Origin of the sequence: Hyphomicrobium zavarzinii ATCC 27496, assembly GCF_000383415.1 — a bacterium.
GTDB lineage: Bacteria > Pseudomonadota > Alphaproteobacteria > Rhizobiales > Hyphomicrobiaceae > Hyphomicrobium_C > Hyphomicrobium_C zavarzinii.
The window spans coordinates 520,148-535,539 of sequence record NZ_KB911258.1; the positions used below are offsets into that span (position 1 = coordinate 520,148).

Genomic DNA, 15,392 nt, shown 5'->3' on the forward strand with positions numbered 1-15,392 from the left:
GACCATGGTCCAGGACAACGTGGCTCGTGATGGCGAGGAGCCGCTGGCGCCGCCGGCGGGGACCCTTGCGTTCCGCGATTGGCGGTTCTCCGTCGATCAGGAAGGCATAGGCTGGGCCATCTTCGACCGGGAAGGCGCAAGCGCAAACGCGCTGGGCAGCCGGCCGTTGGAGGAGCTGTCGGCCATCGTCGATTGGGCCGAGGAAGGCGCGCGCCGCCGCACCATGTGCGGCCTCGTCATCCTCTCCGGCAAGGAGAAGGGCTTCATCGTCGGCGCCGACATCAACGAGTTCGACGGCTTCGAGACAGAAGCCCAGGTGATCGATCGCCTGCGTCTCGTGCTGGCCCTGTTCGACCGCATCGAGCGCCTCTCCATTCCGGTCGTCGCGGGCATTCACGGCGTCTGCGTCGGAGGTGGGCTCGAGCTTATCCTCGCCTGCCACTATCGTATCGCCACGCGCGATCCCGCGACACGCGTCGGCTTCCCCGAGGTCAAGCTCGGCATTTTCCCCGGCTGGCACGGCACCGCGCGCTCCATTCGCCAGGCCGGCCCAATCGCCGCCATGCAGGCGATGCTCACCGGCAGCATGATCGGCGCCTCGCGCGCCCGCGCCATCGGCCTCATCGACGAGTTGGTCGCGAGCCGCGGCGCCTTGCGCTGGGCCGCACGCAAGGCGGTGCTGAAGAAACGCAAGTCGAAGCCCGCGGGCTTCACGAAATCGCTACTCACGCGCTGGCCCGCCCGCGCACTCCTCGCCAAGAAGATGCGCGACGAGACCAAGAAGAAGGCGCGCGAGGCCCACTATCCGGCACCCTTCCGCCTGATCGACCTGTTCGAGCTGCACGGCGGCGATCTGGAGGCGCTGAAGGCCGCGGAGACACGCTATTTCGCCCCGCTCCTGATCTCCGATCAGTCGCGCAATCTGCGCCGCGTGTTCAAGCTCTCCGAGCTTCTGAAAGCCCAGGCGCCGAAGGACCAGGCCTGGAAACCCATGCGCGTGCACGTGATCGGCGCGGGCACCATGGGCGCGGACATCGCAGGCTGGTGCGTGGCCTCCGGCATGGAGGTGACGCTGCAGGATCTCTCGCCCGAGGTGATCGAGAAGGGTATCAAGGCCCAGGGCAAGCTGTTCTCCCGTAAGTTCAAGACCAGGGCTGAGCGGGCCGCCGCGAAGGCGCGCCTCATCGCCGATCCCGCAGGCGCGGGCGTCGGCCGCGCCGACGTGATCATCGAGGCGATCGTCGAGCGGCTCGACATCAAGCAGAAGCTGTTCGCGGATCTCGAAGGCAAGATCAAGCCCGGCGCGGTGCTGGCGACCAACACCTCGTCGCTGGAGATCGAAGCCATCGCCGCGCCGCTCAAGGACCCTGGCCGTCTCATCGGCATCCACTTCTTCAACCCCGTCGCGCAGATGCCGCTGGTGGAGGTGGTGCGCGGCGCATCGAGCCGCGACGATGAGGTGAAGAAGGGCGCCACCTTCGTCACCGCCATCGGCAAATTCCCGCTCGTGGCCAAGAGCGTCCCGGGCTTCCTCGTCAACCGCGTGCTCGCCCCCTACATGATGAGCGCCATGGCGCGCCTCGAGAAGGGCGAGGAGAAGGAGAAGATCGACGAGGCGGCGCGCACGTTCGGTATGCCCATGGGCCCGATCGAGCTCGCCGATACCGTCGGCCTCGACGTGTGCGCGCACGTCGGCAGGATCCTCGGGCTTTCGCCTGAGGGCTCGATGCTCCAGCGTCTCGTCGAGAGCAAGAAGCTCGGCAAGAAATCGGGCGAAGGCTTCTACGTCTGGAAGGACGGCAAGCCTGACAAGGCCGAGAAGACCTATGCGCCGGCCGAGCTCGACCGCCTTGGCCGCGAGTTGATCGATCCGCTGATCCGCGAATCCGAGCGCGCTCTGGAAGAGCGCGTGGTCGAGAACGCGGACTTGGTGGATGCGGGCGTGATTTTCGGCACCGGCTTCGCGCCGTTCCGCGGCGGGCCGCTGCATTTCAGGGCGAGCGAGCTGCGCGAAGAGGCTGCGAAGGAAGCCGCGGAGTAACGCTCGGGGTTTGGCGCTGCGAGGCCGCGGAAGGTGCGGATCGCCAGCAGAGGGAGATTGAAGATGGCTCAGACATTGCGACGGGTCGGCATCGTAGGCGGCGTGCGCACGCCCTTCTGCCGCTCGAATACCCTGTACGCCGATCTATCCAACCTGGACCTGATGACGGCCGCGCTGAACGGCCTCGTGGAGAAGTACAGGCTGAAGGGCGCCCACATCGACGAGGTGGTGGGCGGCGCCGTCGTCACCCATTCCAAGGACTTCAACTTGACGCGCGAAGCCGTGCTCGGCACCAGGCTCGCCCCCTCGACGCCGGGCATAACGCTCCAGCAGGCCTGCGGCACGAGCCTTCAGTCCGCCGCGATGATCGGCGCCAAGATCGCCACCGGCGAGATCGAGTGCGGAATCGCAACCGGCTCCGACACCACCTCCGACGCGCCCATCGTCTTCTCGAAGAAGTTCTCGCAGCGGCTGATCCAGCTTCCGCAGCAGAAAAGCGCCATGGATCGCGTGCGCGTGTTCAAGGGCTTCAGCCCGCGCGAGCTGGTGCCGCAGCCGCCCATCGTCACCGAGCCGCGCACGGGGCTCAGCATGGGGCAGCACTGCGAGTTGATGGCGCGCGAATGGAAGATACCACGTCAGGATCAGGATCGCTTCGCCTTCGAGAGCCATCGCAAAGGCGCCGAGGCCTATCGCTCGGGCTACATGGACGACCTCATCGTGCCGACCGCGGGCGTCTACCGCGACAACAACCTTCGCGAGGACATCAGCCTCGACAAGCTCGCGACCCTCAAGACCGCATTCGACAAGTCCGACAAGGGCACGCTGACGGCTGCCAATTCCACGCCGATGACCGACGGCGCCGCCTGCGTTCTGCTGGCCAGCGAGGAGTGGGCTGCCAAGCGCGGCCTCGCAATCGAATCCTTCCTCTCCTACACGCAAAGCTCCGCCAACAACTTCGTGGCGGGGGAGGGGCTCTTGATGGCACCCACCATCGCCGTCTCCCGTATTCTCGACCGCGCGCACATGACGCTTCAGGATTTCGATTTCTACGAGATCCATGAGGCGTTCGCCGCGCAGGTGCTGGCGACGCTCAAGGCCTGGGAGGATACCGAGTATTGCCAGACGCATCTCGGCAAGGAGCATCCGCTTGGCTCCCTCGACCGGACGAAGCTCAACGTGAAAGGCTCGTCCCTCGCGTTCGGCCATCCCTTCGCCGCTACGGGCGCCCGGGTGCTGGCGAACCTCTCGAAGCTGCTCGCCGACAACGGCGGCCGCGGCCTGATCTCGATCTGCACGGCGGGCGGCATGGGCGTTGCCGCCATCCTCGAAAGCGCTAAGCGCGCCGAGGCACGCGTGGCCGCCTGATCAGCCTGCGCCAATCCACCTGCTGGCCCCGGCGCCGGATTTTGCGCGCCCCGTTCGTTGAGGTCGTGACGGCGCTGGATCCTCCGGGATCCGGCACCAATGGCTATGGAATGAGGGACGGCATGACGGACGACGCAGGAGTGTCACGCAGGGGCGCATTGGCAGGGCTCGCGGGCGGTGCCGCCGCCCTCCTGGCGGGCGATGATAGGAGCGCATCCGCGGCGAGCCCGCAGGCAACCCAGGCCCAGTCAGCGGTAGCCAACGTCTGCCGTATGACCCCGCGCATGGTCGAAGGCCCATTCTATTTCGATCCCGATCTCGTCCGGGAGGACATCGCCGAGGGCCGGCCCGGCGTGCCGCTGAAGCTCCTCCTCCAGGTGACGGACGGCGCCACCTGCCAGCCCATCTCCGGCGCCCGCGTGGACGTCTGGCATTGCGATGCCACGGGCCAGTATTCCGGCTACGACGGGCAAGGTGACGACCGGGGTATCTCAACCAAGGGCGAGAAGTTCCTGCGCGGCACCCAGACCACGGGCTCGACCGGCGAGGTCGCCTTCAGAACCATCTATCCCGGCTGGTATCGCGGCCGCACCACGCACATTCATTTCAAAGTGTTGCTGGATGAGAAGGCGATGCTGACGGGCCAGATGTATTTCCCGGATGCGCTCTCCGAGTACATCTTCACCGCCATCGCGCCCTACAACGATCGTAAAGCCAAGCGCGATACGCTCAACAGCACCGACTGGATCGCGGGCGCGGACGGCGACCACATCACCTTCGTGAGCATCCGCGAGGAGGCCGACGCCTACGTGGCGACCCTTGTGATCGGCGTGGATCGCGCAGCCGGGCCCGAGAAGGCAGAGTTTGGCCGGCCTCCGGGTCCGCCTCCCGGCGGTGGACCTGGCGGACCGCCTCCGCCCGGCAGCCGTCCTCTCCCGGGAGCAGGCGGTCCGCCGCCTGGCATGGAAGGCGGCCCTTCGCGGGCGCGGGGAGCGGGCTCGATCGTGCCGGGCAAAAATTAGAGCGTACTCTCAGAACGAAAGCTTCTCACGCTGAAGGCCGGAGGGATCGAAGTTCTCCGGCCGCAGCCAGGCTTCGTAGCCCGCCTTGAGACGCGGCCAGTCGCGATCGATGATCGCGAACCAGGCCGTGTCGCGGTTCTGACCCTTGGCCACCATGTGCTGGCGGAAGACGCCTTCGAACGTGAAGCCAAACCGCTCGGCCGCGCGCTTCGAGGGGCCGTTCAAGTCGTGGCACTTCCATTCGAAGCGCCGGTAGCCGAGCGTGTCGAACACGTAGCTCGCGAAGAGATAGAGCGCCTCGGTAGCCACGCGGGTGCGCGCGATCGCAGGCCCCCACAGGATGCTGCCGATCTCGATGACGCCGTGAACGGGGTCGATGCGCATCAGCGCCTGCCGGCCTTCCGCCCGCCCGGTGCTCTTGTCGATCACCGCAAAGAACAGCGGATCGGCGGACCCGGATGCCTTGTCCAGCCAGCCCGTGAAGGTGGCCATGTCGGCGGGCGGATCGTCGAAGAGGTAGCGAAAGCGCTCCTCCGCGCCGGGCTCGCGGGCGGAGGAGAAAAGGTTAGCGCCGTGCCGCGCAGCATCGAGCGGCTCGAGCCGCGCAGAACGCCCGTCGAGCGTCACCCGGCCGGGACGCGGCACACCCTTCCAGCTTGAAAGATCCAACGTGAAACCTCGAATGACTGAGAGGAGGAGAGGGGCGGGCGGAGAGCGAGACGCGGTGCCGGATCAGGCTCCGCGCGATTTCTGCGCCTCCTCGGCCTTGAGCTCCTTCTTGGAGAGCTTGCCGATCATCGTCTTCGGCAGCGTCTCCCGGAACTCGATCTCGGCTGGAAGCTCGAGCTTGGAGAGCTTCACTTCGAGATGGGACATCAGCTCCGCGCGTGTCGCGCTCTGTCCGGACTTGAGCTTCACGAACGCCTTCGGCGCCTCGCCGCGATATTTGTCGGCGACACCGATGACGACCACCTCCTCGACGGACACGTGCTCGTAGAACGCTTCCTCGATCCGGCGCGGATAGACGTTGTAGCCGGAGCAGATGATGAGGTCCTTGATGCGGTCCACGATGAAGAAGAAGCCGTCCTCGTCCATCACGCCCACGTCGCCCGTTCTGAGGAACGGCCCCGCGAACTGGGCGGCGGTCTCGGCCGGCCTGTTCCAGTAGCCGCGCATCACCTGCGGCCCCGAGATGCAAACCTCGCCGCGCTCGCCAAGGGGCACCTCACGCATCGGGTCGGTGAGATCGCGCAGCGAGACTACGGTGCCGGGCAGCGGCAAGCCGATCGAGCCGCTCTTCTGTTTGCCCTCGAGCGGATTGCAGGTGACCACCGGGGACGCCTCGGAAAGTCCGTAGCCTTCGACCAGCGAGCACCCGGTCGCCGCCTCGAAGCTGTCCTTGACCTCGACCGGCAGCGCCGCCCCGCCCGAGAGACAGAACTTGAGGCACTTGAGATCGTAAGAGGCGATGCGCGGATGATTGAGGAGCGCATTGAACAGGGTCGGCACGCCCGGCATGATGGTCGGCCGGTGCTTGGCGATCAGCTCCAGCGCCTCGCCGAGAACGAAGCGGGGCATCAGGATCATCTCGGCCGCAACCTTCACGCCGAGGTTCATGACGACCGTCATCGCGAACACGTGGAAGAAGGGAAGCGCCGCGAGAACCCTCTCTTGTCCGTAGACGAGGTCGGGCGCCCACGCCGCGATCTGGGTCACGTTGAGATAGACGTTTGCGTGCGTCAGCATCGCGCCTTTCGGCGTCCCGGTCGTGCCGCCCGTGTACTGCAACACAGCAATGTCCACGAGCGGGTTGATCTCGACCGGCGCGAAGGCCTGCGGATCGGCGAGCACCTCGCTTTCGAGCCGCAGCCGGTCGCGCACCGTAGAGTTGCGCGGGCGGGCAAGCTCCTTGCCCTTCAGCAGCTTGAACAGCACGGCCTTGGCCGCGGGCAGCAGCGCGGGGAACGAGCAGACCACCGCGCCCTTGAGCACCTTCTGCTCGATGAGCTTCTCGACCTTGTCGAACAGCACCTTGAGATCGAGCGTCACCATCAGCTCGGTCTCGCTGTCCTTCACTTGGAAGGTCAGCTCTTCGAGCGAGTAGAGAGGATTATAGTTGACGACCACGCCGCCTGCCTTGAGCACGGCGAAGTAATAGATGACGAACGTGGGGCTGTTCGGAAGAAAGAGACCCACTTTGGTCCCTTTGATCACTCCGAGTTGCTGGAGGCCGCTGGCGGCCCGGTCCACCATCTCGCCGATCTCGCCGTAGGTGAGGCTCCGTCCGAGGAAGGAGGTGCAGGGGCGGTCGGGACTTTGGGCGGCGGCCTTGTCGATCAGGCTGAACAGCGGCTCGGCCACGAGCGGCATGTGCCAGTCGACGCCTTCAGGATAGCTTTTGATCCAGGCATGGGCTGCACGGTCGGAACCCTGAGCCATCCCAGTGAATGCCATCAATTGTCCTCCCGAGCTGCCCGGTTAGGGTGGCGGGCCCGGAAACCCGCGTCTGCGTGTCGCGCAGGGGTCTCGAGGCTTTCTCTATCCTCCGGGCAAGCATTATCTGTAGTTTGAGCGTGACGCCGAACGCTGCTTCGGACATTCAACACTTTTTTCCACCTTTCGCCTAGGCCTGCGCCCCAAAAACGCGACAGGTGAAGATGTATCCCATGGAACTTCGTAGCGTTCCGGGATCTGACATGTGTGGACGTGAGTGGACTTGTGCCGCGTGGCCGGACGGGGGTACATCCCGCTGGCTGGACTTCAGGTCGGTTTAAGGATATGTGACGCCCAAGCTTGTGATAATTGCAGCCCTGATCTACTTAAGTGTCTGATTACTTAAGTCGAGTAACACGGGGTCCCTGCAAGTCGCGTTGGGCAGGGTTTGGAGAGCGAGATGGACGAAGTCGCAACCAAAATCATTGATATTCTCAAGAAGCACATGAAGGAGCCGAGAGACGATATCTCTCTCTCCACCGCTCTGACGGATCTCAAGATTGAGTCGCTAGACCTTGCGATGATTGTGTTCGACATCGAAGATACCTTCGGTATCGAGATTCCCTACAACGCCAACGAAGATGTCGGCGACTTCAAGACCGTCGGTTCGGTGGTCGAAAAGGTTAAGGGATTGGTGGCCGCAGGCCCTGCCGCGGCGAAGGCGTAACGGCTTGATTGAAGGTTTTTCGAGCTTTGACCTCTGGTCGCCCGTATGGCGCGGCCAGGGGACGGGCTCGGCTTGCCTTGCGCCGTGGATCTTAGGATTAGTAGAGAAATGACAAAGGGCAACGGCACACGTCGTGTGGTCGTCACGGGGCTTGGCGTGGTTACGCCGATCGGCCTCAACGTGGCCGATTTCTGGGCCAGCATGAAGGCCGGAAAGTCGGGAGTGAGTGAGCTCGGCGGGTTCCCGCTGGATGACCTCAAGATCCTGATCGCTGCCCAGATCAAGGACTTCGATCCCAAGGTTCGCCTCAAGAATTACAAGCGCGACAAGATCATCGTGCACGCGGATCGCTACTCGTGGTTCGCCGCAGCGGCTGCCGAGGAGGCCGTCGCCCAGTCGGGGATCGAGTTCCCGGTCGCGAACCCCTATCGCGCGGCCTGCATCATCGGTTCGGGCGCGGGTGGTCTCACCACCTTCGAGAACGCCTACCGCGATCTTTTCATCCACAACAAGCGCGCCACGAACCCGCTGACGCTGCTGCGGATCATCGGCTCGTCCGCCTCCGCCCACGTCGGCATCGAGTATGGCATCAAGGGGCCCACGTTCGCCACCTGCTCGGCCTGCTCGACGGCGTCGCACGCCATCGGCATCGCCCGCGACTACATCCAGAACGATCTGGTGGACGTCGCCATTGCGGGTGCCTCCGAGAGCGTCATCAACTACGGTACGATGAAGGCCTGGCAGGCGCTTCACGTTCTCTCACCCCAGGGCTGCTTCCCGTTCGCGAAGCGCCGCAACGGCACCGTTCTGGGCGAAGGCGCAGGTATTCTGGTGCTCGAGGAGTACGAGCACGCCAAGCGCCGCGGCGCCACGATCCTCGCCGAGCTGTCCGGCTACGGCATGGCCTCCGACAGCCAGGACATGGTTAAGCCGACGGTCGAGGGACCGAGCTACGCCATGCAGATGGCGCTCGACGACGCCAAGATCGAGGCCTCCGAGATCGATTACCTGAACGCGCACGGCACCGCGACCAAGGACAACGACATCAACGAGACCAAGGCGATCAAGAACGTCTTCAAGAACGCCGCCTCGAAGGTCGCCATCTCCTCCACCAAGTCCATGACCGGCCATCCGCTGGGCGCGGGCGGCGGCATCGAGGCCGTGGCCTGCATCAAGGCCATGCAGGAGAGCTGGGTTCCGCCGACGATCGGCCTCGACGAGGTCGACCCCGAGTGCGATCTCGACTACGTGCCGAACGTGGGTCGCGACCTCAAGGTTAACTACGCGATGTCGAACTCCTTCGCGTTCGGTGGCCTCAACGCGGTTCTCATCTTCGGCCCGCCGCCGGCCTGATAGGCCTCTCCGCGACCGAGCGCGCAAGACCTTGATCGGGAGACCGAACTCGGTCTTGATGACGCTCCATGCCGACGAATCTGCTTCGCAAACGGCCGACACCGGCCCCGGCGCCCGATCAGCGGCGCCGGGCGGAAGGCGCCCCGCGCCGTGTCCTTATCAAGGCTGGCCGCATCGCCATCCGCGCCGAGCTGCTGGCCACGCCGACGGCGGACCGTATCTGGGCCGCCCTCCCGATCTTCTCGACTGCCGAGACATGGGGGCAGGCCATCCACTTCGAGACACCGATCGAAACCGGCCGCGAGCGCGGTGCGAGGATGCTCGCCAAGCCCGGCGACGTCTGCTTCTGGGTGGAGGACGACCGTGTTCTTATTGCCTTCGGCCCCACGCCGATTTCCCGGCCAGGCGAAATTCGCTTGCCAAGACCCTGCAATATTTGGGCAAATGCGCTAGATGACGTGACCCTCTTGAAGGATGTCACGCCAGGTGAGAAAGTATCGCTGACGGCCGCATAAACCATCTTCTGCCACTTTCGTGCGAACCGAAGTCGCTCGATCGCGTTGGAAGCATGCGGGCCGTCCAAAAAGGTCTCGGGAGGCTGTGGTGCGGCACATACTCATCAGAGCGGGAAAGGTGACGATTCGGGCGCGGCTGCTGGCCACGCCGACGGCGGATCGCATCTGGAACGCACTGCCTATCAACGGCGCCGTGCAGACCTGGGGCAAGGAAGTCTACTTCCGCACGCCCATCTCCCATGACATCGAGCCGGATGCGCGCGTCGTCGTCAGTAAGGGCGAGATCGCGTTCTGGCCGGACGGGGACGCCATCGCAATCGGATTCGGCGCAACCCCGATCTCGAAGCGCGGCGAGATCCGCTTTACTAGCAAATGCAACGTCTGGGCCGTCGCCATCGATGACGTCGACCAGTTGAAGAACGTCTATCCCGGCGAGCTGGTCTCGGTGGTCGAGGCCGAAGCTGGCGACGCCGCCTGGCACAACGGCACGTCCCATCGCGATGGCCACCACGCCCCCCACCACATGCACGCCGCCCTCTGCCCCTCGGTCGACGAAGGCGGCCCCGGCGGCTGATTGGGCCGCGCACCTCATCATCGAGCCGAATTAGGAAAGGCCGGAGCGTGGAGAGACGCCCCGGCCTTTTCTCATCCGATCGTGCGATCGGGAAAGACACTGATTTTTGTGAAAGCGGCCACGTTTACTTGGAGGCGACCTTCTTTTCGACGACCGACTTGGAAACCTCGCCGGCGGCGACGAGCGCGTTGATGCAACGCGAGGAGAGGTTCTTGCCGACGGCGCGCATGCACTGGCGGACGCCGGAGCTGTCCGGATCGTGCTGGCTGCAGTGGGCGTAGTAGTCGGAGGCGCAGGCCATCTTCACGGCGAGGCTGGTGGCATTGGCGTGGCCGGAGGCGGCGAGGCTGCCGAGTGCGAGAGCGGCTGCGAGGGCTGCGCGGGCCGTCAGGATGGTGGTGATCGGGGTCATGGCTCTCTCCATCGCCAGGGGTTGATGGGAGAAATTTCGCTCAAAACCGCCCCGCACGCTGTTCCCGGCGGAACGAGAAACAAAAAAGCCGAAAAAAAATCGCCCCCGGGACACATCCCAGGGGCGCATACTTGCGAAATCCAATTGTCCGGAGGCTAGGCCCCGTTGCCCGGCTCGATGCCGAGAAGCGCGGGAAGACGCGTGCGAAGGTCCTGCAACTCCGCCGTGTCGATCTTGAAGAACATGTTCTTCGCCACCCGGCGTTTCAGGGCGTCATCGAGCGCCCGCTCGAGCAGCACCACCGGCACGTCTCCCGGCGGATAGAACTGGGGCGGTCCCATAACCTTGAAATCGAGCACATGCTCGTAGAACTTCCGCCACTTCGTCTGGGTGGCGACGAGGAGATGCTTGGCATCCATCGCGATGCACGCCGTCACGCCTGCGCGGATCGCAGCGGCATAGAGGCGGGCGCGATAGCGGGTGTTGGTGATGTCGGGATCGATCGAAAGGCGAGACAACTCAACGACGAGGCCTTGCGCACCGTCCTTGACCCGCTGCACTTCCGGATAGACCTTCTCGCAGGGAAGCGAAGGAGCCGTCGCACCCGGCACGTAGAAGCTCAGGCGCAGCGTCGCGATGCAGGCCCCGCGCCGGAACAGCGCTGCCACCACCGTGGTTTTGAAATCGTCGTAGGCATCCGTGTAGATGCCGAACGGTGAGGGCTCGATCAGCCCCGCGCGCACATAGCCGCGGTGCCGGAGCGCCAGCGCCTCACGGCGATTGTCGGACGCCGAATACCAGCACGTCGATACGACGCCATCGGATTGCCCCTCATCCCAGGGCGCGTCTTCGAGCTTGGTTTGAGGTTTCAATGGATGTCTCGGCTATGTGATGGTGGCGGGAAAGTAACGGCCCTCAAGCGGGCAGAACGTACTCTCAGATAATTAAGTTCCGCAAGGCGGCAATTGATTTCGGTTGAGACCGAATGTCACGGAAAGGTAAAAAAATCTTCGGAGAGGAATTTCCGCCACCATCCCGAAGACCGCGACGTCTTATCTGAGTCGGCAGAATTAACGAAAAGTGAAGGCAAGAGGAGGTCCCGTACGCGGGGACGGAACGAGACCTCCTCCTCGTTTGCCGAGACAAGGATGAGGGCAAATGTCTCGGTGGAGAGGATCGTGACGGCGGTTTGGATAACGAAATCTGAATAGAAAAAATAAAGTTCGGCCCACGGAATAAACCAGTCGGAGTGTCGTTTTTTACCCCTCCGGCGCATACCAACGCTGCGGATTTGGCCGCGCATAATTCATTAACGGCTGCCCGAATTTCGCGCAGGGCCGACGATTTGAATTTTTTGTCTCATTGGTGAATTTGAAAAAATAGCGTGCGCATCGCCCCATCGGGAAAGCCTCGGAAAATCCTTTGAATGAAAAAGGTTATCGAGCGCTGGCGTGCCGAATGGGTAAATCTATTTCCCGTGACCTTGCCCCCGGAAGGTGCTCGCTCATAACTGGAGTCCGTTCTGGTTATGGTCCGACGTGGACCTCCTTGCAAACTCGTTCGGCGTGAGCCCGTCGAGGCTCGTGTGCGGTCTCTCCGCGTTGTAGTCCTCTCGCCAGTCGGCCAGCACCTCGCGGGCATGCGCCAGGCCGCGGAAGATCGTCTCGTTCAATAGCTCGTCCCGCAGCCGCCCATTGAAGCTCTCGACGAAGCCGTTCTGCATCGGCTTGCCCGGGGCGATGTAGTGCCAGGCAATGCCGGTCTCCTGGCTCCAGCGCAGGATCGCCATTGAGGTGAGTTCGGTACCGTTGTCGCTGACCACCATCGTCGGCCTGCCGCGCCGCGCGATCAGCTCGTCCAGTTCGCGAGCGACGCGATGGCCCGACAACGAGGTATCGGCCACCAGGGCAAGACATTCGCGCGTGAAGTCGTCGACGATGGCGAGCATGCGGAAGCGGCGACCGTCCGCAAACGTGTCCGAGACGAAGTCCAGAGACCAGCGTTGGTTCCTTCCCTGCGGCACGGCAGCAGGTGACCGTGCGCCGAGCGCACGCTTGCGGCCGCCACGTTTGCGGACGACAAGCCTTTCCTCCCGGTAGATGCGGAAGAGCTTCTTGTGGTTCACGGTGAAGCCCTCTCGCCGCAGCAGCAGGTGCAAACGACGGTAGCCGAACCGGCGGCGTTGAGCCGCCAAAACTTTCAAGCGCGTGCGCAGCACACCGTCATCACTCCGTCGCCGATAGCGATAGACCTTCGGCGCAAGCCCGATCAGGGTGCACGCACGGCGTTGGGAATAGTCTTTCTGTTCGATCGCCCAGCTCACGGCGGACCTCATCGCGGCGGGCGTCAGAAGTTTTTTGTCAGCAGCTCTTTGAGGGTGGCGTTGTCGAGCATCTGCTCGGCCAACAGCTTCTTCAGCTTGCGGTTCTCGTCCTCAAGTGTCTTCAGGCGCTTCGCCTCCGACACCTCAAGCCCGCCATACTTCGACTTCCAGGCATAGAACGTTGCCGACGAGATCCCGTGCCGGCGGCATACCTCGGCGGTGGCCATGCCGGCTTCCTGCTCGCGCAGGATGGCGATGATCTGCTCCTGTGAAAACCTGCCCTTACGCATCATCCGTCTCCTTCTCGGATCGACGGACTCTAGCTCAGATCGGGTACCCCCGCGGGGGCAAGGTCACCCGGGAAGAAAATAGTAAAATCTGCAAAAATATTCCCAGTCATTAAGGCCCTATTATCCTTAATACGCTAGTATTGACGCAACTTATAGATGCAGTGATGGCAGACGATGCGCGCATTCGGAGCGCCGTCGCGTCGCGTCCAACCGGTCGCCTACCCCAAGAAGGAATGCCGCCATGTTCAGCGCCAAGACGAGCGAGCTGCAATCCAAGCTTGATGCGCTCGACAGATCCCAGGCCGTCATCGAGTTCAATCTCGACGGCACCATCATCACCGCCAATCAGAATTTCCTCGCAGCCGTCGGCTACTCGCTACCCGAGGTTCAGGGACGGCATCACGGCCTCTTCGTCTCGCCAGCAGAGCGCTCGAGTGCCGCCTACGCGAATTTCTGGGCCGCCCTGAACCGCGGCGAGTTCCAGTCCGGCGAATACCTGCGGCTTGGAAAGGGCGGCAAGGAGATCTGGATACAGGCGACTTACAACCCGCTGCTCGATGCATCCGGCAAGCCGTACAAGGTGGTCAAGTTCTGCAGCGACATCACGGCCAGGAAACTTCAGGCCGCCGACTACGAGGGCCAGATCGCGGCCATCGGCAAATCCAACGCCGTCATTCACTTTCATCTCGACGGCACCATCATCACCGCCAATCCGAACTTCCTCGATGCGACGGGGTACACGCTCGACGAGATCACCGGCCGCCACCACCGCATGTTTGTGCCCGAGGCGGACCGCACCAGCGCGGCCTACGCCGCCTTCTGGGAGAAGCTGAAGCGCGGCGAGTTCCAGGCGGGAGAATTCAAACGCGTGCGCAAGGGCGGCAAGGAGCTGTGGCTCCAGGCGACCTACAACCCGATCTTCGACGCGGCCGGCCGCCCGTTCAAGGTGGTGAAGTTCTGCACCGACATCACCGCGCAGGTGCGCATGAAGGCGGCGCTGAAACAGACCATCGATATCGATCTTGGCAAGGTCACGCAGGCCATCGCCGACAGCACCGGCCAGATCTCGAGCGCGGCCATGTCGTCGGCCGCGACGGCCACCAACGTCCAGGCCGTGGCATCGGCGGCCGAGGAGCTGGTGACGTCGGTGCGCGAGATAGGCCGGCGCGTCGACGAGGCCTCGCAGATCACCAATCAGGCGGTCACCATCGGCAAGCGCACCAACCAGATCATGTCCGGCCTCGCGACGTCCACGGAGCGCATCGGCCAGGTTGTGAGCCTCATCAACACCATTGCCTCGCAAACCAATCTTCTGGCGCTCAACGCCACCATCGAGGCCGCGCGCGCGGGCGAGGCAGGCAAGGGGTTCGCCGTCGTTGCCTCCGAGGTGAAGACGCTCGCGAGTCAGACGGCCAAGGCCACGGCCGAGATCGCCGCGCAGATCGGAACTGTGCAGGCAGGAACAAGCGATGCGGTGACGGCCATTCAGGAGATCACGGGCGTTATCAATTCCATCAACGACATCTCCAACGGCATCGCCGCCGCGATCGAGGAACAGGGCGCCGTGACTCAGGAGATCTCCGCGAACATGCTGACGGCGTCCAACGGCGTGCAGGCGATTACCGACAACATGACCCGGATCGCAGGTGCCACCGAGGCCGCAAGCGCCTCCGCACGCACGGTGATGGAAGCCTCGAAAGCCCTGGTCGCCTGACGAGGCGGTCCGCATCGACGAAGAGGAATGGCAAGCGCCAGCCTGCGCTGCGCTGTTCCTGTAGAGCCGCGCTCAGGGCTCAATGATGAGCGAGCCCCGAGATCGCATCGAGCACGATGCGGCGGAGCTGATCGGCAGGATAGCCATGAAGCGCATCGCCATAGGCAAGGCGCAGCCAGTGGCGCATGTCCCGCAGACGGCAGATCGCCGAGGGATTGCGAATGGAACGTTCGAGCGCGTCGCACTCGGCGAGCACGACCCTGAGCGCGTGCGGGTTTTTTCCGATTGGCGTCGCCGCCACCCGGTCGAACAGGGCTTCGCAGCGCAGCGTGGTGTCGTCAGTCGGGCGCGTGTCGAGCATGAGAGCCTCCGCCGGAAAGGACCACGGAGACAAGGTTAACCCGATTTCACAGCCCAACGGGCCATCCTTCTGCGCACGATCCACAGACATCGAACGAAAACCGGGACCGGCAGCGCAAATTTGGTGTGGCGGCTGCGCGCAAGCAAAAGTGGTGGAGGTGAGAGGAGGATCCTCGATCCGGAACCATCGCGCGCAGGTTGGTGTGGCGGCTGCGCGCAAGCAAAAGTGGTGGAGGTGAGAGGAGGATCCTCGATCCGGA

The 15,392-nt window shown here is 63.8% G+C and carries 14 protein-coding genes; 8 read left to right on the forward strand and 6 right to left on the reverse strand.

Annotated elements, in window-relative coordinates; genetic code table 11:
* The first annotated feature begins 4 nt into the window (after nucleotides 1–4).
* The 3 genes from F812_RS0113635 (at nucleotide 5) to F812_RS23900 (ending at nucleotide 4,431) form a co-directional block, all read left to right on the forward strand.
* Nucleotides 5–2,041 carry a 3-hydroxyacyl-CoA dehydrogenase NAD-binding domain-containing protein gene (locus tag F812_RS0113635; RefSeq protein ID WP_156827412.1) on the forward strand — a complete coding sequence of 679 codons (2,037 nt, stop codon included), beginning with the start codon at nucleotides 5–7 and terminating at the stop codon, nucleotides 2,039–2,041.
* 63 nt (nucleotides 2,042–2,104) lie between these two features.
* The gene (locus F812_RS0113640; protein ID WP_020086546.1) at nucleotides 2,105–3,409 is read left to right on the forward strand and encodes an acetyl-CoA C-acetyltransferase; all 1,305 of its coding nucleotides are present in this window, start codon (nucleotides 2,105–2,107) and stop codon (nucleotides 3,407–3,409) included.
* A gap of 122 nt (nucleotides 3,410–3,531) precedes the next feature.
* Nucleotides 3,532–4,431, forward strand: a complete 900-nt coding sequence (locus tag F812_RS23900) for an intradiol ring-cleavage dioxygenase (RefSeq protein ID WP_156827413.1) — start codon at nucleotides 3,532–3,534, stop codon at nucleotides 4,429–4,431.
* Nucleotides 4,432–4,440: 9 nt separating this feature from the next.
* Here the strand turns inward: F812_RS23900 and F812_RS0113650 are convergent, their stop codons facing one another.
* The gene (locus F812_RS0113650; protein ID WP_020086548.1) at nucleotides 4,441–5,100 is read right to left on the reverse strand and encodes a GNAT family N-acetyltransferase; all 660 of its coding nucleotides are present in this window, start codon (nucleotides 5,098–5,100) and stop codon (nucleotides 4,441–4,443) included.
* 63 nt (nucleotides 5,101–5,163) lie between these two features.
* Nucleotides 5,164–6,885: a long-chain-fatty-acid--CoA ligase gene (locus F812_RS0113655; RefSeq protein ID WP_245257678.1), complete on the reverse strand. Its 1,722-nt coding sequence runs from the start codon at nucleotides 6,883–6,885 to the stop codon at nucleotides 5,164–5,166.
* Between the two features lie 439 nt (nucleotides 6,886–7,324).
* Here F812_RS0113655 and F812_RS0113660 point away from each other — a divergent pair, with 439 nt between their 5' ends.
* The 4 genes from F812_RS0113660 to F812_RS23910 all read left to right on the forward strand — a co-directional run bounded on the left by F812_RS0113660 (nucleotide 7,325) and on the right by F812_RS23910 (nucleotide 10,033).
* A complete protein-coding gene (locus F812_RS0113660) occupies nucleotides 7,325–7,591 on the forward strand; it encodes an acyl carrier protein (protein WP_020086550.1) in 267 nt (88 codons plus the stop codon).
* Nucleotides 7,592–7,699: 108 nt separating this feature from the next.
* On the forward strand, nucleotides 7,700–8,944 hold the full coding sequence (locus F812_RS0113665; RefSeq protein WP_020086551.1) for a beta-ketoacyl-[acyl-carrier-protein] synthase family protein: 1,245 nt from the start codon (nucleotides 7,700–7,702) through the stop codon (nucleotides 8,942–8,944).
* Between the two features lie 68 nt (nucleotides 8,945–9,012).
* Entirely contained in the window at nucleotides 9,013–9,459 is a 447-nt protein-coding gene (locus F812_RS23905; RefSeq protein ID WP_020086552.1) for a cyclophilin-like family protein, read from the forward strand.
* An 88-nt stretch (nucleotides 9,460–9,547) separates the two neighbouring features.
* Complete coding sequence (locus tag F812_RS23910; protein ID WP_156827414.1) at nucleotides 9,548–10,033, forward strand: cyclophilin-like fold protein; 486 nt, start codon at nucleotides 9,548–9,550, stop codon at nucleotides 10,031–10,033.
* 124 nt (nucleotides 10,034–10,157) lie between these two features.
* On the opposite strand, the gene F812_RS0113680 is transcribed toward F812_RS23910, so the two are convergent.
* From F812_RS0113680 to F812_RS0113695, 3 genes are all read right to left on the reverse strand, one after another.
* Nucleotides 10,158–10,445: a hypothetical protein gene (locus F812_RS0113680; protein WP_020086554.1), complete on the reverse strand. Its 288-nt coding sequence runs from the start codon at nucleotides 10,443–10,445 to the stop codon at nucleotides 10,158–10,160.
* A 155-nt stretch (nucleotides 10,446–10,600) separates the two neighbouring features.
* Nucleotides 10,601–11,317, reverse strand: coding sequence for an N-acyl amino acid synthase FeeM domain-containing protein (locus F812_RS23915; RefSeq protein WP_020086555.1), 717 nt, complete (start codon nucleotides 11,315–11,317; stop codon nucleotides 10,601–10,603).
* Between the two features lie 632 nt (nucleotides 11,318–11,949).
* Nucleotides 11,950–13,058 (reverse strand): IS3 family transposase gene (locus F812_RS0113695; RefSeq protein WP_156827426.1). Its coding sequence is split into 2 segments (ribosomal slippage): nucleotides 11,950–12,806 and nucleotides 12,806–13,058, totalling 1,110 coding nucleotides; the frame shifts between segments, so codons are not numbered across the junction.
* Between the two features lie 241 nt (nucleotides 13,059–13,299).
* Between F812_RS0113695 and F812_RS0113705 the strand changes: the two genes are divergently transcribed.
* Nucleotides 13,300–14,772, forward strand: coding sequence for a methyl-accepting chemotaxis protein (locus tag F812_RS0113705; protein ID WP_020086559.1), 1,473 nt, complete (start codon nucleotides 13,300–13,302; stop codon nucleotides 14,770–14,772).
* Between the two features lie 79 nt (nucleotides 14,773–14,851).
* On the opposite strand, the gene F812_RS0113710 is transcribed toward F812_RS0113705, so the two are convergent.
* On the reverse strand, nucleotides 14,852–15,133 hold the full coding sequence (locus F812_RS0113710) for a hypothetical protein (RefSeq protein ID WP_020086560.1): 282 nt from the start codon (nucleotides 15,131–15,133) through the stop codon (nucleotides 14,852–14,854).
* Between the last annotated feature and the right edge of the window lie 259 nt (nucleotides 15,134–15,392).

Bases quoted from the DNA above. Each gene is read 5' to 3' on its own strand.
- F812_RS0113635 (WP_156827412.1), top strand. From the start codon at position 5: ATGGTCCAGGACAACGTGGCTCGTGATGGCGAGGAGCCGCTGGCGCCG.
- F812_RS0113640 (WP_020086546.1), top strand. From the start codon at position 2,105: ATGGCTCAGACATTGCGACGGGTCGGCATCGTAGGCGGCGTGCGCACG.
- F812_RS23900 (WP_156827413.1), top strand. From the start codon at position 3,532: ATGACGGACGACGCAGGAGTGTCACGCAGGGGCGCATTGGCAGGGCTC.
- F812_RS0113655 (WP_245257678.1), bottom strand. From the start codon at position 6,885: ATGGCATTCACTGGGATGGCTCAGGGTTCCGACCGTGCAGCCCATGCC.
- F812_RS0113660 (WP_020086550.1), top strand. From the start codon at position 7,325: ATGGACGAAGTCGCAACCAAAATCATTGATATTCTCAAGAAGCACATG.
- F812_RS0113665 (WP_020086551.1), top strand. From the start codon at position 7,700: ATGACAAAGGGCAACGGCACACGTCGTGTGGTCGTCACGGGGCTTGGC.
- F812_RS23905 (WP_020086552.1), top strand. From the start codon at position 9,013: ATGCCGACGAATCTGCTTCGCAAACGGCCGACACCGGCCCCGGCGCCC.
- F812_RS0113680 (WP_020086554.1), bottom strand. From the start codon at position 10,445: ATGACCCCGATCACCACCATCCTGACGGCCCGCGCAGCCCTCGCAGCC.
- F812_RS0113705 (WP_020086559.1), top strand. From the start codon at position 13,300: ATGTTCAGCGCCAAGACGAGCGAGCTGCAATCCAAGCTTGATGCGCTC.
- F812_RS0113710 (WP_020086560.1), bottom strand. From the start codon at position 15,133: ATGCTCGACACGCGCCCGACTGACGACACCACGCTGCGCTGCGAAGCC.